The sequence below is a fragment of the Paraburkholderia sp. GAS448 genome (assembly GCF_050435685.1).
Lineage (GTDB): Bacteria > Pseudomonadota > Gammaproteobacteria > Burkholderiales > Burkholderiaceae > Paraburkholderia.
In genome coordinates, this window is record NZ_JBNDKT010000015.1 from 173658 (window position 1) to 194028 (window position 20371).

23 protein-coding genes are annotated in these 20371 nt (G+C 62.6%); 6 read left to right on the forward strand and 17 right to left on the reverse strand.

Going from position 1 to position 20371, the window contains the following annotated elements:
- Positions 1–2 precede the first annotated feature (2 nt).
- The 3 genes from P3T23_RS25945 to P3T23_RS25955 all read right to left on the reverse strand — a co-directional run bounded on the left by P3T23_RS25945 (position 3) and on the right by P3T23_RS25955 (position 2654).
- Positions 3–1112 carry a COX15/CtaA family protein gene (locus tag P3T23_RS25945; RefSeq protein WP_429318968.1) on the reverse strand — a complete coding sequence of 370 codons (1110 nt, stop codon included), beginning with the start codon at positions 1110–1112 and terminating at the stop codon, positions 3–5.
- A gap of 54 nt (positions 1113–1166) precedes the next feature.
- Positions 1167–1847, reverse strand: a complete 681-nt coding sequence (locus P3T23_RS25950) for an SCO family protein (protein ID WP_429318969.1) — start codon at positions 1845–1847, stop codon at positions 1167–1169.
- A gap of 90 nt (positions 1848–1937) precedes the next feature.
- Positions 1938–2654: an SURF1 family protein gene (locus P3T23_RS25955; protein WP_429318970.1), complete on the reverse strand. Its 717-nt coding sequence runs from the start codon at positions 2652–2654 to the stop codon at positions 1938–1940.
- A 105-nt stretch (positions 2655–2759) separates the two neighbouring features.
- Between P3T23_RS25955 and P3T23_RS25960 the strand changes: the two genes are divergently transcribed.
- Positions 2760–2969 (forward strand): twin transmembrane helix small protein, encoded by a 210-nt coding sequence (locus tag P3T23_RS25960; protein WP_133661693.1) that lies wholly within the window; start codon positions 2760–2762, stop codon positions 2967–2969.
- A 217-nt stretch (positions 2970–3186) separates the two neighbouring features.
- On the opposite strand, the gene P3T23_RS25965 is transcribed toward P3T23_RS25960, so the two are convergent.
- The 8 genes from P3T23_RS25965 to P3T23_RS26000 form a co-directional block, all read right to left on the reverse strand.
- Complete coding sequence (locus tag P3T23_RS25965) at positions 3187–4044, reverse strand: cytochrome c oxidase subunit 3 (RefSeq protein WP_429318971.1); 858 nt, start codon at positions 4042–4044, stop codon at positions 3187–3189.
- A 157-nt stretch (positions 4045–4201) separates the two neighbouring features.
- Complete coding sequence (locus tag P3T23_RS25970) at positions 4202–4411, reverse strand: DUF2970 domain-containing protein (protein WP_429318972.1); 210 nt, start codon at positions 4409–4411, stop codon at positions 4202–4204.
- 39 nt (positions 4412–4450) lie between these two features.
- Entirely contained in the window at positions 4451–5071 is a 621-nt protein-coding gene (locus tag P3T23_RS25975) for a cytochrome c oxidase assembly protein (RefSeq protein ID WP_429318973.1), read from the reverse strand.
- A 44-nt stretch (positions 5072–5115) separates the two neighbouring features.
- Positions 5116–5250 carry a cytochrome oxidase small assembly protein gene (locus P3T23_RS25980; protein WP_429318974.1) on the reverse strand — a complete coding sequence of 45 codons (135 nt, stop codon included), beginning with the start codon at positions 5248–5250 and terminating at the stop codon, positions 5116–5118.
- Positions 5251–5359: 109 nt separating this feature from the next.
- Positions 5360–6973, reverse strand: coding sequence for a cytochrome c oxidase subunit I (gene ctaD / locus P3T23_RS25985; RefSeq protein ID WP_429318975.1), 1614 nt, complete (start codon positions 6971–6973; stop codon positions 5360–5362).
- 43 nt (positions 6974–7016) lie between these two features.
- On the reverse strand, positions 7017–8651 hold the full coding sequence (gene coxB, locus P3T23_RS25990; RefSeq protein ID WP_429318976.1) for a cytochrome c oxidase subunit II: 1635 nt from the start codon (positions 8649–8651) through the stop codon (positions 7017–7019).
- Positions 8652–8717: 66 nt separating this feature from the next.
- Positions 8718–9194 (reverse strand): DUF2244 domain-containing protein, encoded by a 477-nt coding sequence (locus tag P3T23_RS25995; RefSeq protein WP_429318977.1) that lies wholly within the window; start codon positions 9192–9194, stop codon positions 8718–8720.
- Between the two features lie 234 nt (positions 9195–9428).
- Positions 9429–10394 carry a methyltransferase domain-containing protein gene (locus tag P3T23_RS26000; RefSeq protein ID WP_429318978.1) on the reverse strand — a complete coding sequence of 322 codons (966 nt, stop codon included), beginning with the start codon at positions 10392–10394 and terminating at the stop codon, positions 9429–9431.
- An 84-nt stretch (positions 10395–10478) separates the two neighbouring features.
- On the opposite strand from P3T23_RS26000, the gene P3T23_RS26005 reads away from it, so the two are divergent.
- Entirely contained in the window at positions 10479–11258 is a 780-nt protein-coding gene (locus P3T23_RS26005; protein WP_429318979.1) for a ComF family protein, read from the forward strand.
- Positions 11259–11277: 19 nt separating this feature from the next.
- Positions 11278–11748, forward strand: coding sequence for a tRNA (uridine(34)/cytosine(34)/5-carboxymethylaminomethyluridine(34)-2'-O)-methyltransferase TrmL (gene trmL, locus P3T23_RS26010; protein ID WP_429318980.1), 471 nt, complete (start codon positions 11278–11280; stop codon positions 11746–11748).
- Here the strand turns inward: trmL and P3T23_RS26015 are convergent.
- The 5 genes from P3T23_RS26015 to P3T23_RS26035 form a co-directional block, all read right to left on the reverse strand.
- On the reverse strand, positions 11721–12269 hold the full coding sequence (locus P3T23_RS26015) for an O-acetyl-ADP-ribose deacetylase (protein WP_429318981.1): 549 nt from the start codon (positions 12267–12269) through the stop codon (positions 11721–11723). The genes trmL and P3T23_RS26015 overlap by 28 nt on opposite strands.
- Before the next feature lie 150 nt (positions 12270–12419).
- Positions 12420–13418 (reverse strand): NAD(P)H-dependent glycerol-3-phosphate dehydrogenase, encoded by a 999-nt coding sequence (locus P3T23_RS26020; RefSeq protein WP_429318982.1) that lies wholly within the window; start codon positions 13416–13418, stop codon positions 12420–12422.
- 21 nt (positions 13419–13439) lie between these two features.
- Positions 13440–13910: a protein-export chaperone SecB gene (secB, locus tag P3T23_RS26025; RefSeq protein ID WP_133661681.1), complete on the reverse strand. Its 471-nt coding sequence runs from the start codon at positions 13908–13910 to the stop codon at positions 13440–13442.
- A 127-nt stretch (positions 13911–14037) separates the two neighbouring features.
- Complete coding sequence (gene grxC / locus P3T23_RS26030) at positions 14038–14301, reverse strand: glutaredoxin 3 (protein WP_133661680.1); 264 nt, start codon at positions 14299–14301, stop codon at positions 14038–14040.
- Positions 14298–14723, reverse strand: a complete 426-nt coding sequence (locus P3T23_RS26035; RefSeq protein ID WP_429318983.1) for a rhodanese-like domain-containing protein — start codon at positions 14721–14723, stop codon at positions 14298–14300. The genes grxC and P3T23_RS26035 overlap by 4 nt, the downstream gene beginning before the upstream one ends.
- Positions 14724–14860: 137 nt before the next feature.
- Between P3T23_RS26035 and gpmA the strand changes: the two genes are divergently transcribed.
- The 3 genes from gpmA (at position 14861) to P3T23_RS26050 (ending at position 18378) form a co-directional block, all read left to right on the forward strand.
- The gene (gene gpmA / locus P3T23_RS26040; protein WP_429318984.1) at positions 14861–15607 is read left to right on the forward strand and encodes a 2,3-diphosphoglycerate-dependent phosphoglycerate mutase; all 747 of its coding nucleotides are present in this window, start codon (positions 14861–14863) and stop codon (positions 15605–15607) included.
- Between the two features lie 283 nt (positions 15608–15890).
- Positions 15891–17477: a S41 family peptidase gene (locus P3T23_RS26045; protein ID WP_429318985.1), complete on the forward strand. Its 1587-nt coding sequence runs from the start codon at positions 15891–15893 to the stop codon at positions 17475–17477.
- 136 nt (positions 17478–17613) lie between these two features.
- Positions 17614–18378: a HesA/MoeB/ThiF family protein gene (locus P3T23_RS26050; protein ID WP_429318986.1), complete on the forward strand. Its 765-nt coding sequence runs from the start codon at positions 17614–17616 to the stop codon at positions 18376–18378.
- Here the strand turns inward: P3T23_RS26050 and ptsP are convergent.
- Positions 18375–20126, reverse strand: coding sequence for a phosphoenolpyruvate--protein phosphotransferase (gene ptsP / locus P3T23_RS26055; RefSeq protein ID WP_429318987.1), 1752 nt, complete (start codon positions 20124–20126; stop codon positions 18375–18377). The two genes, P3T23_RS26050 and ptsP, sit on opposite strands and share 4 nt — an antisense overlap.
- Positions 20127–20371: the final 245 nt, after the last annotated feature.

Genomic DNA, 20371 nt, shown 5'->3' on the forward strand with positions numbered 1-20371 from the left:
GGTCACGCTGGCGCGGCATCGCGCGCGGGTAACACGGCGCGGCCGGGACGGCTATAAGCGATTCGAAAGTTTAGCATAACGAGCAGGAGCAGCAGGATTGCCGCCCCCCCGTTATGGGCGACTGCAACGGGCAACGGCCACTGCAGGACGATGTTCGACAGGCCCGTGACGAACTGGATCGCGACCACGAGCAGCACGCCGTTCGCCGGCCGCCGCAGCGACTCGAAGCGTCGCATTTTCAGCGCAAACCAGGCCAGATACGCGACCACGACCACAGCGAAAGTGCGATGCGTCCAGTGAATCGCCACGAGCGCGTCCTGGGTGATGACGTCGCCGTCGCCCGTCATTCCGAGGGCGCGCCACAGGTGGAAGCCGTGTGCGAAATCCATCGATGGGATCCACTGGCCATTGCAGGTCGGGAAGTCGGTACAGGCGAGTACAGCGTAATTCGTGCTCACCCATCCACCCAGCGCAATCTGGACGATCAGCAGGATCAGCCCGGCCAGCGCCGCCGTACGCCAGCGCGCCGCTTCGGGCTCGTACGCCGGGAGCGGCGTCTGGCGCGCGGCCAGCCAGCCGAGCGTACCGAGAAGCGCCAAGCCCAGCAACAGATGAATCGTCACGATCACAGGCTGGAGCTTCATGGTGACCGTCCACGCACCGAACGCGCCCTGCACGAGAATCAGGAGCAGCAACGACGTCGGCCACCACGGCGAAACATGCAGCGGACGGCGCCGAAAGCGCGCAGCCCACGCAATCACCGTCTGCGCCACGATCAGCACGCCGATCGCCATGGCGAAATAGCGGTGGATCATCTCGATCCACGCCTTCGACATGCTGACCGGGCCTGTCGGCATCGCCTGATAGGCGGCGCTGATCGCGGCATGCGCGATGAACGGCGACGACGTGCCGTAGCAACCGGGCCAGTCTGGACAGCCGAGTCCGGAGTCCGTGAGCCGTGTGAAGCCGCCGAACATCACCAGATCGAGCGTCAGGAATGTCGTGACCCAGACGAGCTTGCGGAATTTGTTGTCGTCGGCCTTGACCCATACGTAAGACAGCGGCAACAGCGCAATGCACAAGCCAATCAGGCCGAGTTCCAATACGAACATCTCTCTACCCTTCTCGCGATAAACAGGGCTGGTGCGGCGCCAGCCGACCCAGCCTCACCCGATGCTCGACCATTTGAGCAGTTTCGTGACGTCACCCTTGATCTTGCTCGGATTGGGATCCTTGGGAAAACGCATCATCAGATTGCCGTTCGGATCGACCATGTAGATGTGATCCGTGACCTTCGTACCGTTCTCCGTCGGCAGCCACGCGGCAACCGCGGCGGGGTCGGCGATCAGCATGTCGGTGTCGCCGTAGGCGTGCTGGATGATGTCCGGCACGCTGCCCGAATCCGTACGCAGCCATACGTTGACGAGCCTTTCGCGCTCGCCCGCCTGGGTCGCACGAATCTGCCGCATGAAATACAGCTTGGTGACGCAGGCCTTGTCGCAGGCGCTGCTGTCGACCGAAATCAGCAGCCAGCGGCCGCGCAGCGACGCCAGTTTCATCGGCTTACCGTCCTCGCCGGTCACGACGAGCGAATCGGGAATCGGACGCTGCGGTTCGACGAGTGTGCCGTAGCTCGTCGTGCCGCCCTTCGGTTTGATGACGTAGTACGTCAGGTAGGACAGGATCACCGGCGCCGCGCAGACAAGTGCAATCAGCAGTAGCGTCCAGCGCCCGCGACGCCACGAACCTTTGCTGGTCGCGGCCTGGCTCCGGCGGGCAGTTTGGGCCGACGCGGCTGCGTCAGCAGATTTGCCGGATTGCGGCGAACGGGGAGATTGCGTGGACACTACTGAACCTCTTTCAATGATTGCGCGGCCTTCCCGGAGATCACCGGAAAAACGGCTCGAAAAACGCCTGAAATACCGCGCTCGGTACGCTCAGGCGCTGGGCGCGTGCTCGTTCCTCGCGGCGCGACGGGCGGCGTACAGACCAAAGGCGATCGCCGCGACCGCCATGCCCCACCACTGCAACATGTACCCATAGTTGCGTTCAACGCCAGAAATCGGCGTGGGCCAGTCGCGCACGAGTTTGTCGCCATCGTCGCTGATCTGCTGGATCACGAACGGTTGCAACGGCAAACCGGTTTCGGCAGCAAACGCGTGGACGTCGAGATTCTGGCGGATCTGCTGATGCGCGGCCGACCCGCCTTCGCCGAGCTCATAAGCCTTGCTGGCATCCGCGCGCGCAATGCCTTCGATCTCGACTTCGCCCTTCGGCGTGACGTACGGCCCGATGGCCGTGCGCTCGCTCATGTTGCGCGGCAGCCAGCCCCGATTGACGAGCACGTAGCCGCCGTCGCGCAGTTTTAAGGGCATCACGACGTAAAAGCCCGGCTGGTCGTTATACGGCCGATTGTCGAGATACACGACCTGTTCCGGCACAAAGCTTCCGACCGCGCGCACGCGATGGAATTCAATATCCTTCAGCGCCACCGGCGCGGCGCCGATCGTCTGGGCCGGTGCGTTTTCGAACTGCGTGATGTGGGCCTGCAGCGCTTCCTTCTGATGCGCGCGATCGCGCTGCCAGAAGCCGAGACGCACGGTGACGGCGACGACGATCAGAATCAGCAGCGCGGGCAGCAAGCGAATCTTCATTGCGCACGACCTGACGGCAACCGCCCGGCGACAGGCACGCATGGACAAACGCACGGTGAGATAATGATCATCTTGCGTTCGCGTTCCTGATTACCACCTGGTTCCATGCACATTCTCGTTCCTATCGCCTTCGTCCTCATCATCGCCAGCATGGCTTCGGCGCTGTATTTCATGATGCACGACCGGGGCAAGACGAAGCGGATGGTCTGGTCGCTCGCGACCCGCGTGGGGCTGTCGATCTCACTGTTCCTGTTTATCCTGTTCGCACACTGGATGGGCTGGATCCAGTCGACCGGCATTCCCTATGGTCGCTGAAGGCCATTGAAACTCGCAAGGCTGCCCCGATGAGCGGGTCACCCAAGCGAAAACGCCGCCCTGACAGGGTCGAGGGCGGCGCTGCATCAGTTCTGCGTCCTGCTTTTTGCATCCTTTCCTGCTTTGAACCGCTCGCTGCACGTCCCGCTCGAACCTTCCGGGACGTGAGACGGCTCGCTGCACACCGGATCGCCGGTACGCAGCGAACCAGAATGCCTTACAGCCAGTAGACGACGACGTACAGCCCCAGCCACACGACGTCCACAAAGTGCCAGTACCATGCTGCGCCTTCGAACGCGAAATGATGCTCCGCCGTGAAGTGACCACGGATCAGACGCACCAGCACGACTGACAGCATCGTGCCGCCGAGGAACACGTGAAAACCGTGGAAGCCCGTCAGCAGGAAGAACGTCGAGCCGTACACGCCCGACGCGAGCGTCAGGTTCAGTTCGTTATACGCATGGAAGTATTCGAAGCCCTGCAGGAACAGGAAGGAGACGCCGAGCACGATCGTCGCGGCCAGCCAGGTAATCGCCTTGTTACGATGATTTTCGCGCAGCGCATGGTGCGACACGGTCAGCGTCGCGCCCGACGACAGCAGCAGCGCCGTGTTGATCGTCGGCACCGGCCACGGCTGCATCGATTTGTACTGCGATACCAGTGAAGCCGGGCCGTTGTTCGGCCACACCGCCGAGAAGTCCGGCCAGATCAGCTTGTAGTCGAGGCTGCCGAGTTGATGCATCGCGATCTCGCGTGCATAAAACAGTGCGCCGAAGAACGCGCCAAAGAACATCACTTCGGAGAAGATGAACCAGCTCATGCTCCAGCGGTACGAAGCGTCGACGCGCTTGCCGTACATGCCGCCTTCCGACTCTGAGATTGCGTCGCCGAACCAGTGCCACAGTGTGAAGAGCAGCCACAGCAGGCCGGCGAGCACCCCAATGGGCGCCCACGACTCACCATTGATCCATGCCGCCAGGGACCCAAGCATGACCAGCAGCCCAAGGGCCGCGCTGATCGGGTGCCGCGACGGATGCGGTACGAAATAGTACGGGCTCTCGTTTTGACCGCTCATTCTTGATTCTCCACTTCAGTCCAGTTGTTCCGGAAAGCTCCGGCTGTATCTTCGACGGTGCGTCGGTACCGCACCGCTTCACTCTAATAGCTGAGCCTTTCAGCCCGGTCCTGCCTGTTGCACGCAGCGCCTGATTCCCGCGCTGTTACCCCTGCTGTTACCCTACTACGGCCCGCACGATCAGAATCAGGATCCCGATGAAAATTGCCGCGCCGATCAGCGCCGCGATAATCACGTGGAGCGGGTTCAATTGCGCCGCGTCCGCTTCCAGATCGCGCCGCTTGCGCACACCGAGAAACGACCACATCACGGCCTTCATCGACTGGCCGAAGCTGCTTTTCCTGCCACTACCGCCGTTCTGCACCATAACCCCCGACCTCTTCCTGCATGTGTACTGCCTATGCCGTCAGGCGGGATTCGAGCCTGCTGCCGTGGTCGTGCCGTTGGCCGCCTGCCCCGCTGTGCCACGCGTCGCCGGCGCGGGCGTATTCAGTTCGAAGAACGTGTACGACAACGTGATCGTCTTCACATCCTTCGGCAATTTCGGATCGACGACGAATACCACCGGCATCCGTTTCGTCTCATTCGCCGCGAGCGTCTGCTGCGTGAAACAAAAGCATTCGATCTTCTTGAAGTACTCAGTTGCTTCTTTCGGCGCGTAGCTTGGAATGGCCTGCGCCTGAATCGTGTGACCCTGCTCGTTCGATACCTGATACATCACCGTCGTCACTTCGCCGGGATGTACATTCATGCTGTTCTGCTCCGGCTTGAAACCGAGCGGGCCGCGCGCGTTCGCGTCGAACTCGATCGATATCGTCCGGCTCATGTCGACCTGCGTGTTCTTCGCCTCGCGCACCGTTGCATCACGCTGCACGAGGTTGTTGATGCCCGTGATCTGGCAGATGGCGCGATACATCGGCACCAGCGCGAAGCCAAACCCAAACATCATGAACGCCACGACGACCAGCTTGAACAGCATCGAGCGGTTAAAAGCGCGGTCGGCCCTGGCCGGTGGTTGCGGCGACATCGAACTTCCTCAACAGACCATCGGGTCTGATTCAAGCCAAACCGTCAGGCAAAAAAACACTGCTTGACGACGACACTCACAAAAAAGACAGCAGCGATGGCTAACAGAATCAGGCCGAGGCGCTTGTTGCCGGCGCGAATCTGTTCGGGTGTACGTCTTTCTTGTGAATTCCGGGTCATGCTGACTTTCGGTTGCTTCCGTCAATGCGTGGGTACGTCTACTGGATTCCGGTCTGCCCGGTCCGGCGCGTCGATGAATCGCCGCCGGACCGGGCACCGGTAACTTCGATTATTCGACCGTCGGCGGGTTTTCGAACGTATGGAACGGAGCCGGGCTCGGCACGGTCCATTCGAGACCCGTCGCGCCATCCCACGGCTTGTCCGACGCCTTCTCGAGCTCGCCACCGCCACGATAGGCAGGCAGCGCGACCGCAAACAGGAAGTACACCTGCGCGAGGCCGAAGCCGAATGCGCCGATCGAAATCACCTGGTTCCAGTCAGTGAACTGCGCCGGATAGTCCGCATAACGACGCGGCATACCTGCGAGGCCGACGAAGTGCATCGGCAGGAACGCAAGGTTGAAGAAGATCATCGACGCCCAGAAGTGGATCTTGCCGCGCGTCTCGTTGTACATCCAGCCGGTCCATTTCGGCGACCAGTAATACCAGCCGGAGAACAATCCGAAGAGCGACCCCGCCACCAGCACATAGTGGAAGTGAGCCACTACGAAATAAGTGCCGTGGTACTGGATGTCGAGCGGCGCCATTGCGAGCATCAGGCCCGTGAGGCCGCCAAACGTGAACACGAACAGGAAGCCGACTGCGAAGAGCATCGGGGTTTCGAACGTCAGCGAACCGCGCCACATCGTCGCTACCCAGTTGAACACTTTCACGCCCGTCGGCACGGCGATCAGCATCGTCGCGTACATGAAGAACAACTGGCCCGTCACCGGCATACCGGTCACGAACATGTGGTGCGCCCAGACCATGAACGACAGGATCGCGATCGACGCCGTTGCGTACACCATCGAGCTATAACCGAACAGCGGCTTGCGCGAAAACGCCGGAATCACCTGCGACACGATCCCGAACGCCGGCAAGATCATGATGTACACCTCGGGGTGACCGAAGAACCAGAAGATATGCTGGTACATCACCGGGTCGCCGCCGCCCGCCGCGTTGAAGAACGACGTGCCGAAGTGACGGTCGAACAGCACCATCGTGATCGCGCCTGCAAGAACCGGCATCACGGCGATCAGCAGGTACGCGGTAATGAGCCACGTCCATGCGAACATCGGCATCTTCATCAGCGTCATGCCCGGCGCGCGCATGTTCAGGATCGTCACGACAATGTTGATCCCGCCCATGATCGACGACGCACCCATCAAGTGGACCGCGAAAATCGCGAAGTCCATGCCCGGGCCCATCTGTGTCGACAGCGGTGCGTAGAGCGTCCAGCCCGCGGCGGTCGCGCCGCCCGGCGCGAAGAACGAACCGACCAGCAGCACAGCGGCCACCGGCAGCAGCCAGAAGCTGAAGTTGTTCATCCGCGCGAAGGCCATGTCGGACGCGCCGATCTGCAACGGAACCATCCAGTTCGCGAAACCGACGAACGCCGGCATGATCGCGCCGAACACCATGATCAGGCCGTGCATGGTGGTCAACTGGTTGAAGAACTCGGGCCGCATGATCTGCAGACCGGGCTCGAACAGCTCGGCACGGATCATCAGCGCCATCACGCCCCCGGACAGGAACATGACGAACGAGAAGATCAGGTACAGCGTCCCGATATCCTTGTGGTTGGTGGCGAACAGCCAGCGACGCCAGCCATGCGGCGTCTCATGGGCATGGTCGCCGTGCACGTGCTCGTGACCCGCGACTACATCGTGTCCGATGCTAGACATGACAATCTCCTAAAACGAATGCTGCTCTGCTGACCGTGACACGTCAGGCCGCCGGGCTGATCTCAACACGCCGGGCCTCTTTCGCGTCGGTGCCGCCCGTGATCGTTTCCGGCTTCTTCAAAATAATGTGGTCTTCGGCGATGCCCGCTGCCTTCAGCGCGTCGCGGACGGCTTCTGCACGGCTCTTCGCGAGCTTCGCGTTGGCATCGGCCGAACCGGTCTTGTCAGTGAAGCCAGACAGTGTGAACTTCGCATCAGGGTGCGCCTTCGCGTAGGCCGCCGCGGCATCGATCGCCGCCTTCGCGTCGTCCGGCAACGTGCTCTTGCCCGTGGCGAAATAGACGCTCGCCGGCAAACCTGCCTGCGGCTGCGAAGCGGCGCTCTCCGAACCGGCCGACGCCGGCGCTGCAGCCGAAGCCGCTTCCGCGCCGCTTGCTGCTGCAGCATCGCTCGCGCTCGCTGCCGCCGCGCCGGCCAGATGGTCGCCGCCTTCCGGCAGCCGGCCGTTGCGCGCATCGGCGATCTGCTTAGGCTGGAGAATGTCGCCCGTGTGGTTGCCCCACGAGTTGCGTTCGAACGTGATGACCGAGGCGATTTCGACGTCATTCAACGTCGGCGCCCACGACGGCATCGCGTTCTTGCCTTTCAGCACGATGCTCACGTGTTGCGCAAGCGGACCGTTGGCGATCTTGCTGCCGTCGAGCGCCGGGAATGCGCCTGCGCCCTTGCCGTTCGGCTGGTGGCAGACTGCGCAGTTCGCTGCGTAGACCTTGCCGCCACGCTCCGTCAGTTCGGCAAGCGTGTAGGTCTTGTTGGGATCGTCGGCGCTGGCAGCCATTTTCTTCTGCTCGTCGTCGACCCACTTCGCGTAGTCTTCAGCGGAGAGCACCTTCACGACGACCGGCATGAATGCGTGCTCCTTGCCGCACAGCTCGGTACAGAAGCCACGGAACGTGCCGACCCGGTTAGCCTTGAACCACGTATCGCGCACGAAGCCCGGAATCGCATCCTGCTTCACGCCGAATGCCGGCACGTACCACGAGTGGACGACGTCGTCGGCGGTGGTGATGATGCGGACTTTCTTGTCGACCGGCACGACGAGCGGGTTGTCGACTTCCTGCAGATACGTATCGGAAATCGGCTCGCGGCCATCGGTCTGGGCACGCGGCGTGCTGAGCGTGGACAGGAAGTTGATGCCCTCGCCCGGCCCCTTCACATACGTGTAGCCCCACTTCCATTGATAGCCGGTGACCTTGACGGTGAGGTCAGCGTTGGAGGTGTCCTTCATCGCCACGACAGTCCTCGTGGCGGGAAGCGCCATCAGCACGACGATCACGAACGGGACGATCGTCCAGATGATTTCGACGGTGGTGCTTTCGTGGAAATTGGCAGCCTTATGGCCTTTCGACTTGCGGTGGGCAAAGACCGAATAGAACATCACGCCGAACACAGCGACGAAGATCACCGTGCACAGGATCAGCATGAACGTGTGGAGGCTGTAGAGCTCCTCAGCGATTCTTGTCGCCGGCGGCTGGAGATTGATCGCGTTGACGGCAGGGCCGCCCGGACTATCGCCGACTGCCAGGGCGGCGCCGGCGAACAGCAGCCCGCTTAACGCCAGCACGCCCATGAGGGCTCGCTTGATTGTTTTCATAGCTTCCTTACCCAAAATTTCCATTCAAACCCTCGACCCCGCTGGAAGGCTTTCCCGCGCTACCTGGGAACGGCTCGCGATTCAGTGCGTCTAATCACAGCGCCTGAGCCACATGCGCAATTCGCCGGCGAACTGCGCACGCCGGTACTGCGCCAGGTGCTGCCCGACCATGACCGTCTGACCGCGTGAAACCAGTGCGATCCGGTCACGCGACCTTGCCCCGGCTTCGACCCGCACCCAGCGCGGATTGAATTCGAACTGCGTGATCTGCTCTGCACTTACCTGCTCGATCACCAGCCGGTTCGGAAACAGCCGGATGCGTTCGTAATCGACAGCATGACGCGCATATATTGCAAAGGCGACACCTACCGCCAGCAACTCGACACCAGTGAACGGCAACACCAGCCAGGCGCCGTACAAAACCGGCATGAAAGCAATTGCCAGCGAGAACAGAGCGAGCGACACATAGAAACATACGAACTGCCGGGGCGATACTGAGCAGTTGCGTTTCATCGTCCAGTCCTTCAGGACCGGTTCTGAATCCGTCAGCAGATCAGTCGCTTCCATCGCTGCCTCCCTGAACCGCCAGTCGCCGCCACTTCGCGCCTCGGGCCTGTCGCCCCAAATGTGGGAACCCCGAGCGACAAACTGACGCATTATAGGCGCGTTCTATGGCATCCACAAGCAACGCTCTATCGGCTTGCAAGCCAGGCGCGACAAGCCTCTGCGCCGTTTTGACGCACCTCTTCGACGGCTTTTGGCCCGGTAATTTCAGACATAACAGATGTCCTCTTTACCGCGTCACCGATTCTTCGATGAACCTCTTCCAATATCTTCAATACGCACGATGCCGTGCCCTTCGGCCGTGGTCCGGGGCACGGCTTTCCATGCGTGCCCGTAGATGACTTCGAAGGTGAGCGGGATCGTGCCGTCCGCACGCCGGCGCGCTTCCAGTGCCGTCAACAGCGCCCTGTGCAGGCGCCGGGAGGAGGCGCCGGAGGCGGCTTCCCGCTCGAACGGATATGCGCCCCAGCGGCGCACATCCGCAAGCAGCGACTCGGGCGATTTGTAGGTAATCGTCAGTGTTTCCTGGTCCATGACCGGGATCTCGAAGCCGCTTTCGACCAGCATGTCGCCGAGATCGTGCATGTCGACGAAATCAATCACGTGCGCGCGCAAGCTCGCACCGTGAGCGGCCTCGACTTCAGCCCAGGCGCCACGCAACTCCTTGAGCGTATCGGGGCCGAGCGTACTGAACATCAGCAGGCCGTTCACCTTCAGCACGCGCTGCCATTCGGGAAAAACGAGATCCGGGCGCGAATGCCAATGCAGCGCCAGATTGGACCAGATGAATTCGAAGGCGCCATGCGCGAAGGGCAGCGCCGAGAAATCGGCCTGAGCGAAGCGCGGGCCGCGTGCGCCGAGCGCCTTGCCGATCGACGCAGGCAAAAAGCGGCGCCAGCTCGTGTCGCCGGCATCGTGACGCAGCGCGCGCGCGAGCATCGCCTGTGACAGGTCGGCGCCGTACACCGGCGCCTCGGGGAAGCGTTCGCGCAGAAGCGGGAGGTCGTCGCCGGCGCCGCAGCCGGCGTCGAGTACGCTCGCCGGGCTGACCTTGATGTAGTCGAGACGCTCGCGCATGCGCTGAGCGATCTCGCGCGGCAGGAAGGCCACATCGTCGAAAGTCGCGGCGCGGCGGTCGAAAATCCGCCGCAGACGTCGCGAATCATAGGCCGGACGGCTGGATTTTGCGGTTGTTGGGGGCATGTCTGTCAAACTGGCGAAGAGTGCGAAGTATACTCGCTCGCTCCTATCGGTTCAGCGCAGGAGGCCTTCGCGGGCGTTTCAGCCATGACATTCCCGGCCTTTTCTTCATCATCCGACACACGATCCGTGCCCGTCGCGGGTCGCTTTCGTTCGATATGGCTTCGCGTTGCGCAGTTCGCGTTGCCCAATCCATGCGCACTGTGCGGCAATTTGTCGCAGAACCGGTTGTGCGAAGCTTGCGATGCAGCTTACTGGAACGAGGCACGCCTCAGATGCACCGTCTGCGCGATTCCCCTTTCCGGATTCCGGCGGGCAAAAACCGCCTATCGGTGCGGCGACTGCATTTCGACGCCACCCGCCTTTGACGCGACACTCGCGCTCGCCGACTATCGCGCGCCGCTCGACGCGCTGGCGCTCGGCCTGAAATTCCGGGCGCGACTGATGCTCGCACGCGAATTCGGCGAACGTCTGGCGCGTGAGGCGGACAGTGCACTCCCACTGGCGCAGCGGCCCGATGTGGTTGCGCCAGTGCCGCTCGCGCGGCGGCGGCTGATGGAACGCGGCTACAACCAGGCGTGGGAAATCGCGAGGCCGATCGCCGTCGCGTTGGGCGTGCGAAGCGATCCGACGCTGATCCGGCGCGTCGTCGATACGGCACCGCAGTCGCGGCTCGACCTCGACGCGCGGCGCGACAACGTGGGCCGCGCATTTGCTGCTGCAAAACCGGTGCGCGGCCTGCACGTGGCGATCGTCGATGACGTCATGACATCCGGCGCCACACTCGAAGCGCTGGCGCGCACGCTGAAGGCGGCGGGCGCGCGGCGTGTCACCAATTTCGTCGCGCTGCGTACGCCGAAAAACTAGCATTCAACCCGTATACACCATGTTCAATGTCGTTCTCGTCGAACCCGAAATTCCGCCCAACACGGGCAATGTGATCCGCCTGTGCGCCAATACCGGCGCGCGGCTGCATCTGATCGAACCGCTCGGTTTTCCTCTCGACGATGCAAAAATGCGCCGCGCGGGACTCGACTATCATGAGTACGCGCAAATGCATGTGCATGCCGATTGGGACGCCCTGATCGCCGCTGAAGCGCCGGATCCCGCGCGCATGTTTGCGTTCACGACGCGCGGTTCCGGACGCTTTCATGATCACGCGTTTCTCCCGGGAGACTGGTTCGTATTCGGCGCTGAAACGCGCGGCCTGCCCGATGCGGTACTGAACCGGTTCGAAGGCGAACAGCGCGTGCGACTGCCGATGCGGCCCGGCAACCGGAGCCTGAATCTGTCGAATACGGTAGCTGTCGTCGTGTTTGAAGCCTGGCGTCAGGCGGGTTTCGAAGGCGGTGCCTGACGGCTCGCCAGTTCGTCTTCATAGCGCCGGAACATCGCTTCGTCGAAGCACGCGAAGATCACCTGCCGGATTGCCGGAGTGCTGTGCAATGTATCGATCACGGCGCCAACGGCAATGTGCACCGCCTCGTCCGCGGGAAAATGGTAGATGCCGCAACTGATCGCCGGAAACGCGATGCTCCGGCAGTTCGATTGCTGCGCGAGTTCCAGCGACCGCTGGTAGCACGACGCGAGCAGATCCTGCTCGCCACGGTTGCCGCCACCCCAAACGGGCCCCACGGCATGAATGACCTGTTTTGCCGGCAGGTTGTAGCCACCGGTAATTTTGGCGTCGCCAGTCGAGCATCCGCCAAGCTTCTCGCATTCTCGCAGCAGACCTGAGCCCGCCACCCGATGGATCGCGCCATCGACGCCGCCCCCGCCTAGCAGCGACGTGTTTGCCGCATTGACGATCGCGTCGACGGCGAGCGTCGTGATATCGACGGCCCGCGCTTCGAGCCTGCAGTGTCCGATTTTGAGCATGGAAACCTCCCCGTCCAATACAGCCAGCCGTATTCTGGTGGACAACAGGAGGGTTCGGCGGTTCAGGTAAGAATTCGTAGCGCTGTTCGTGGCGCCAGATGGCGGAGACAGCCCGGCGCTAAACGCCGGGGTTGCCCGCCGGGTTGCCGACTACTCCGCTTTTGAATCGCGGCGCAGCAACGCACTGACGGCATCGCGGGGAGCGACGCCGTCGAACAGCACGGCGCAAACCGCCTGCGTGATCGGCATCTCGATCGCATGCGCGCGCGCGATGCCAAGCACTGCCTGCGCACAGCGCACGCCTTCAGCAACGTGCCCCAGGGCGCCGAGGATATCGTCGAGCGAACGGCCAGTCGCGAGTTGCACGCCCACGGTCCGGTTGCGCGACAGGTCGCCCGTGGCGGTGAGAATCAGATCGCCGAGACCGGTCAGGCCCGTGAACGTTTCCGCGCGACCGCCGAGCGTCACGCCAAGACGCGACATTTCAGCAAGCCCACGCGTAATTAATGCGGCACGTGCATTGAGACCAAGTCCGAGACCATCCGAAATTCCGGTCGCGATGGCAAGCACGTTCTTCACCGCGCCACCAGTTTCCACGCCGACGACGTCGTCGCCCGTATAGATGCGCATCGCCCCGTGATGGAACGCGGCGACAGTCCGTTCGCGACACTTTGCCGATGTGCTGGCGACCGTCAGCGCGACCGGCAATCCCTGCCCGACTTCGCGGGCGAAGCTCGGTCCGGACAGCACGCCATAGCTCGTGTGTCGCGCCAGTTCAGCAGCGACAACCTGATGCGGCAACAACTGCGTATCGGCTTCGAAGCCCTTGCAAAGCCACACGAAATGAGCCGGCACGCTGCCCGCATCGCGCATTGCGCGAAGCAGCCCGCGCAGGCCTGCGACCGGCGTCGCGACAACGCACAGCCCGTCGTCGGCCGCACAGTGTGCAAGCGCCGTCGCCAGGTCCGCTTCGTAGCGCAGCGTGTGCGGCAACGCAACGCCCGCCAGATAGCGGGCGTTTTCGTGCGTCGAGGAAAGTTCGGTGACGAGCGCGCTGTCGCGCGCCCAGAGCACCGTGTCATGCCGCCTGGCCAGATGGCCTGCGAGTGCGGTGCCCCATGCACCGGCGCCGAGAACGGCGACCTTCATACCCGGCACCGAGCGCGACCGTTAGTGCGTCGCGTTGCCGTTGGGCACGCCATCCTGGCCGCCAAGCTGCGCGAGACGCTGCTCGTACAGCGCCTGGAAGTTGATTTCGGCGAGGTGGATCGGCGGGAAACCTGCGCGGGTGATCGCGTCGGCGATGTTCGAGCGCAGGTACGGGAACAGGATCGTCGGGCAGGCAATGCCGACGAGCGGATCGATCTGTTCCACCGGAATGTTGCGGATATCGAAAATGCCGGCCTGCTTGGCTTCGATCAGGAACGCGACCTTGTCCGAGACCTTGGCGGTGACCGTGCCGGTGACGAGGACTTCGAACACGCTCTCCGCGAGGCGCTCGGCCTTCACGTCGACTTCGACTTCGACCGACGGCATTTCCTGTTCCAGGAAAATGGCCGGCGAGTTCGGCTGCTCGAGCGACATGTCCTTCAGATAGATGCGCTGGATATTGAAGAACGGCTGGGTATTCTCGTCAGACATGATTGGGTGGTTTCCTGGATAAGTTCGTTACGGCGGGTCTGATTCACTGGGAAACAGCCCGCCGGATCTGTACGGCGCGCAGCGCAGATACGACGCGGGGGTTGCAGCGAAGCTTTGCAAACTTCCGTTACGCAGCAGCTTCGAGCAGCGGCATCAGGCCGCCCGCGCGATCGAGCGCGGACAGGTCGTCATAACCGCCAACGTGCGTGTCGCCGATGTACACCTGCGGCACAGTCCGCCGACCGGTGCGCGTCATCATTTCTTCGCGGCGCGCCGGGTCTTTGTCGATGAGTACTTTCTCAACGTGCACGACGCCGCGCGACTTTAAAAGACGTTCGGCCATCTGGCAATACGGACACACCTGCGTGCTGTACATGATCACTTTGTTCACTTCGCAACTCCTTGTTTCACGACCGGCATGCCGGCTTGCTGCCAGGCGTTCAGGCCGCCTTGCAGCACATGGACTTCGGCATAGCCCGCATCCTGTACGATGCGCACCGCCTTGTGCGACTGCTGGCCGGTCTGGCACACCAGCAGCACCGGATTGCTCTTGTTCTTCACGAGTTGACCGACTTTCGCCTGCAGCTCTGCGAACTCGATATGACGTGCCGAAGGAAGATGACCGTTGGCGAAGTCCGCCGACGGACGAAGGTCGATGACCACGGCATTGCGCCGGTTGATCAGCTGGGTAGCCTCGGCAGCGGAAAGGCCGCCGCGGCCGCGGCGGCTGATTGCCGGCCACAGGAGCAACCCACCGGAGATGAGGGCAACTGCGATGAGTACAAGGTTTGTGTAATCAGTGAAAAACTTCACGGAAAATCCGCCGAAAAAGGGAGAAATCGGAAATGGCAATCCACCCATTATAAAATAACCGTCTGACGCGATGGCGGCGTCCCCTGCGGCCCAGAAGCCGTCCTCGCTTTACTGCTTCCCAACTACCGACCGGCACCATGTACAAACTCGTTCTCATCCGCCACGGCGAATCGACGTGGAACAAGGAAAACCGATTCACCGGCTGGGTCGATGTCGACCTCACAGAACAGGGCAACCGCGAAGCCCGGCAGGCCGGCCTGCTGCTGAAGGAGTCGGGCTACACGTTCGACATCGCCTACACGTCGGTGCTAAAGCGCGCGATCCGCACGCTGTGGCACGTGCAGGACGAGATGGACCTCATGTACCTGCCGGTCGTCCACTCGTGGCGCCTGAATGAACGTCACTACGGCGCGCTCTCGGGCCTCAACAAGGCCGAAACGGCAGCGAAGTACGGTGACGAGCAGGTCCTCGTCTGGCGCCGCAGCTACGACACCCCGCCGCCGGCACTCGATCCGTCCGACGAGCGCACCGCCTATCATGACCCGCGCTACGCCAGGGTCCCGCGCGAGCAGCTGCCGCTGACCGAGTGCCTGAAAGACACGGTCGCGCGCGTGCTGCCGATCTGGAACGAATCGATCGCACCGGCCATGAAATCGGGCAAAAAGGTACTGATTGCTGCGCACGGCAACTCGATCCGCGCACTGGTCAAGTACCTGGACGACATCTCCGATACGGATATCGTCGGGCTGAACATCCCGAACGGCGTGCCGCTCGTCTATGAACTCGACGAGAACCTGAAGCCCATCAAGCACTACTACCTTGGCGACGCTGACGCCATTGCCGCCGCTCAGGCCGCCGTCGCCAAACAGGGCAAGGCGGGCTGATCACGGCCCCCAACCCTGCGTCGACAGGCAAAGGACGTACGCCGCCGGCACCGGTAAGCGCCACCGGGGTGGGCGGCGTCCCTCGCCAGGAACACCTCGTGCGCCTGTTACCGAACATTACTTCCTCACCGAAGCCCTGGTTGCCAGAACCTGCGGGGCCGACCGCTGTCGAACCCCGATCATCGGCTGCCTGCACTCGCGCACTTGGCGCGCGGGTGTGCAGTTATACTTGTCCGTCCCTTCTCTTTGACGCTGCCACGCGCTTCCGACCGCAACAGACTCTATGCGAAAGAACCTGAAAAATATCGGCCTGATTGCCGCGGGCCTTGCTACTGGCGTTTTTGCCACACTGCAACTTTCTGCCTCGGCCCAGCAGACGCCGACCGTGCCGCTGCCGCTTGACCAGCTTCGGCTTTTTGCCGAGGTTTTCGGGCAGATCAAGCATGAGTACGTCGAACCGGTCGACGACAAGAAGCTCCTCACGGCCGCGATCAAGGGCATGGTGTCGAGTCTCGATCCGCACTCGTCGTATCTCGACAAGACCGACTACGAAGAGCTGCAGGAGCAGACCAAGGGCCGTTTCGCCGGTCTCGGCATCGAAATCTCGTCGGAAGACGGGCTCATCAAGGTGATTTCGCCGATCGAAGACACGCCGGCGTTCCGCGCTGGCATTCGTCCGGGCGACCTCATCACGCGCATCAACGACAAGCCGGTGCGCGGCATGACGCTCGACCAGGCCGTCAAGCAGATGCGCGGCGAACCCGGCACGAAGGTCACGCTGACGATCTTCCGCAAGACGGACGACCGCACGTTCCCGCTCACCGTCACGCGCGCGATCATCAAGGTTCAGAGCGTGAAGGCGAAAATCCTCGCGCCGGGCTACGCGTACATCCGCATCACGAGCTTCCAGGAACGTACCGTGCCGGATCTGGCCGCGAAACTGCAGGACATCGCCCGCCAGCAGCCGAACCTGAAGGGTCTCATCCTCGATCTGCGCAACAATGGCGGCGGTTTGCTGCAAAGCGCGGTGGGCGTCGCGGGCGCGTTCCTGCCGCCGGATTCAATCGTGGTGTCAACCAACGGCCAGATTCCGGACTCGAAGCAGGCCTATCGCGACACTTACGATAACTACCGCCTGCCATCGTTCGACGGCGATCCGCTGAAGAACCTGCCGGCCATCTTCAAGACTGTGCCGATGATCGTGCTGACCAACGCGTACTCCGCGTCGGCGTCGGAAATCGTCGCGGGTGCGCTGCAGGACCAGCACCGCGCGCTGATTGTCGGCAAAACAACGTTCGGCAAGGGCTCGGTGCAAACGGTGCGTCCGATGACGGCTGATACCGCGCTGCGCCTCACCACCGCGTACTACTACACGCCGAGCGGGCGCTCGATCCAGAACAAGGGCATCCGCCCGGATATCGCCGTCGATCAATACGCGGAAGGCGATCCGGACGACGCACTCGTGACGCGCGAAGTCGACTACTCGAACCACCTCGCGAACACGCAGGATCCGAACGAGAAGAAGGAGCAGGAACAGCGCGAGCAGGAGCGCATGGACCAGTTGCGTCTGCTTGAAGAGCAGAACGACAAGAAGACGCCGGAACAACGCCAGAAAGATCGCGATCGCAAGCCGGTCGAGTTCGGTTCGACCGACGACTTCATGCTGCAGCAGGGCCTCAACAAGCTGGAGGGCAAGCCCGTGCAGGAATCGAAGTCGCTGACCGAGCGCCGTCTCGCGCAGAACAAGCCGCCGCAATCGGCTTCGGCGCCAATCGCGGTGAAGCCGGCGCTGCCTGTCACGCCGGGCGCCTCTGACCCGGCCGCGGACTCCGCGCCTGCATCGGCACCCGTCCCGGCGCAGGCCAAGTAACGTTTCACGCCTTACATGCCTTCGCAGCGCCCGCTGCGAAGGCATTTCCCTTCGCGCGACTAGAATAACGATTACTACCCCGCGCGACACGCGGCAGTCCTGCCTGTCATCGCGCGACAGAACGACGCGCTCTGCCATGAATGACGATCAACTCCTCCGCTATTCCCGCCACATTCTTGTCGACGAACTGGGCATCGAAGCGCAGCAGCGTTTTCTCGATGCGCACGCGATCGTCGTCGGCGCGGGAGGACTCGGGTCGCCGGCGGCGATGTATCTGGCGGCAGCAGGTGTCGGCAGACTGACGCTCGTGGATGCCGATACGGTCGATCTCACCAATCTGCAACGGCAGATCCTTCACGTGAGCGCGTCCGTGGGCCGCAAAAAGGTTGAATCAGGTCGCGATGCCATCTCGCGACTGAATCCCGATGTGCAGGTCAACGCGGTAGCCGAACGGGTCGACGATGCATGGCTCGACGCGAACGTGCCGCACGCGACCGTCGTGCTCGATTGCACCGACAACTTCGCCACGCGACATGCGATCAACCGCGCATGCGTCGCGCATCGCGTGCCGCTCGTGTCGGGGGCGGCGCTGCGTTTCGACGGGCAGATCAGCACATTCGATTTTCGCGACGAAGCGTCGCCCTGCTACGCGTGTGTGTTCCCCGAAGATCAGCCGTTCGAGGAAGTCGCGTGTTCGACGATGGGGGTTTTCTCGCCGACGGTCGGCATCATCGGCGCCATGCAGGCCGCCGAGGCGCTGCGGGTGATTGCAGGCGTCGGCACACCGCTCGTCGGACGGCTGATGATGCTCGATTCGCTGCGCATGGAATGGAACACGATGCGCATCGCACGCCAGCCGGACTGCCCGGTCTGCGGCGAGGCGCATCGCAAGGCTTCTTAAGCAGCCGCGACGCGCTTCAGCGCCGCCTGCACTTCTTCCGGCTCAAACGAAGCCAGCACGTCGGCCACCGGCTTTTCCAGCGTCTTCAGGTGCGAGCGCAGGATTTCCTGCTTCACGACCAGCAGCTGGCTCGGGTGCATCGAAAACTCGGTGAGACCCATGCCGAGCAGAAGACGCGTAAGCGTCGGATCGCCCGCCATTTCACCGCACACCGAGACCGGCACGCCCGCGCGCCTGGCCTCGCGCAGCGTCAACGCGATCAGATACAGCACGGCCGGGTGCAGCGGGTCGTACAGGTGCGCGACGGAGTTGTCGGCGCGATCGATGGCAAGCGTGTACTGGATCAGATCGTTCGTTCCGATCGACAGGAAGTCGAGACGCTTCAGGAACAGCGGCAGCGCAATCGCGGCAGCCGGAATCTCGATCATCGCGCCGACGCGGACATTCGGATCGTAAGCGAGGCCTGCGTCGTCCAGCTGACGCTTGGCTTCGCGGATCAGATCCAGCGTCTGGTCGATTTCCTGCGCATGAGCGAGCATCGGAATCAGGATCTTCACCGAACCGAACGCCGACGCACGCAGAATGGCGCGCAATTGCGTGAGGAACATCTGCGGCTCGGAGAGGCTCCAGCGGATCGCGCGCAGCCCCAGTGCCGGGTTCGCAGCCGCCTCATAGCCGTCGCCACTGCCGACCGAATCCAGTGGCTTGTCGGCGCCGACGTCGATCGTGCGGATCGTCACCGGCAGACCGTTCATCCCTTCGACCGCCCGACGGTAGGCGTCGAACTGCTCCTCTTCTTCCGGCAGATGGTCCTTGTGATTCATGAAGAGGAATTCCGTGCGAAACAGGCCAACGCCCGTCGCACCGGCCTCCAGCGCGCTATGTGCGTCTTCGGGCAATTCGATGTTCGCGCACAGTTCGATCTTCGTGCCGCAGAGGGTTTGCGTCGGTGAAAACTTGAGACGCTGCAGCTTGCGCTGCTCAAGCGCCTTCTCGCTTTGCCGATACGAATACTCTTCGAGCACGATCGGCGCCGGATCGACGATCACGATGCCGTAGTCGCCATCGACGATGATCAGGTCGTCCTGGCGGATCAGCGCACTCGCCTGCTGCACGCCGACCGCGGCCGGAATGCCGAGGCTGCGCGCGACGATCGCCGTGTGCGACGTGCGGCCGCCCAGATCCGTGACGAAGCCCTGGAACGTTTGCGTCTTGAACTGCAGCATGTCGGCGGGCGCAATATCGTGCGCGACGACGATCATCTCGCTGCAGGCGCCGTGGACGCCATCCGGCAGCGTCGAAGTCGAAGCGCCCGCAAGTGCCTTCAGCACCCGCTCGACCACCTGCTGGATGTCGGCCTTGCGCTCGCGCAGGTATTCGTCTTCGATATCGTCGAAATGGCGCGACAGGCGCTCGAGTTGCTCCGTGAGCGCCCATTCGACGTTGTAGCGGCGCGTGCGGATGAGGTCGATCGTTTCCTGGACGAGCATCGCGTCGTTCAGGATCATGGTGTGCACGTTGATGAAGGCGCCCATTTCGCTGGGCGCGTCAGCGGCGAGGTCGGCGCGCAGTGCGTCGAGTTCGACATGCACGAGTTGCTGGGCCGTACGAAAGCGCTCGATCTCGCCCTCGATCTGGGCGTGTTCGATCAGATAGTGGTCCACGTCGAGTGCAGCCGGGGCGATCAGATAAGCCCGCCCGATGGCGATACCGCGTGACACGGGAATTCCATGCAGCGTGAACGACACGCGCACCTCCTCTAGTTGTGTAATGCCGCGGCAAACCGCTGCACTGCTCTCAGACCCCGACGGTCATTATAAATTCCGCGGCCTCGTGTGACTGCGTGCAGTGCAGCATCGCCGAATCCTGTGTATACGATTCAGAACACGCGAATCTCAAGACCGCGCAATGCCCACAGCCCGCCGGGGTAGGTCGATCGTGCCACACGACAGTCAAACTGACGTGTCACAACGCGACTCCCGATTGTGGTGGA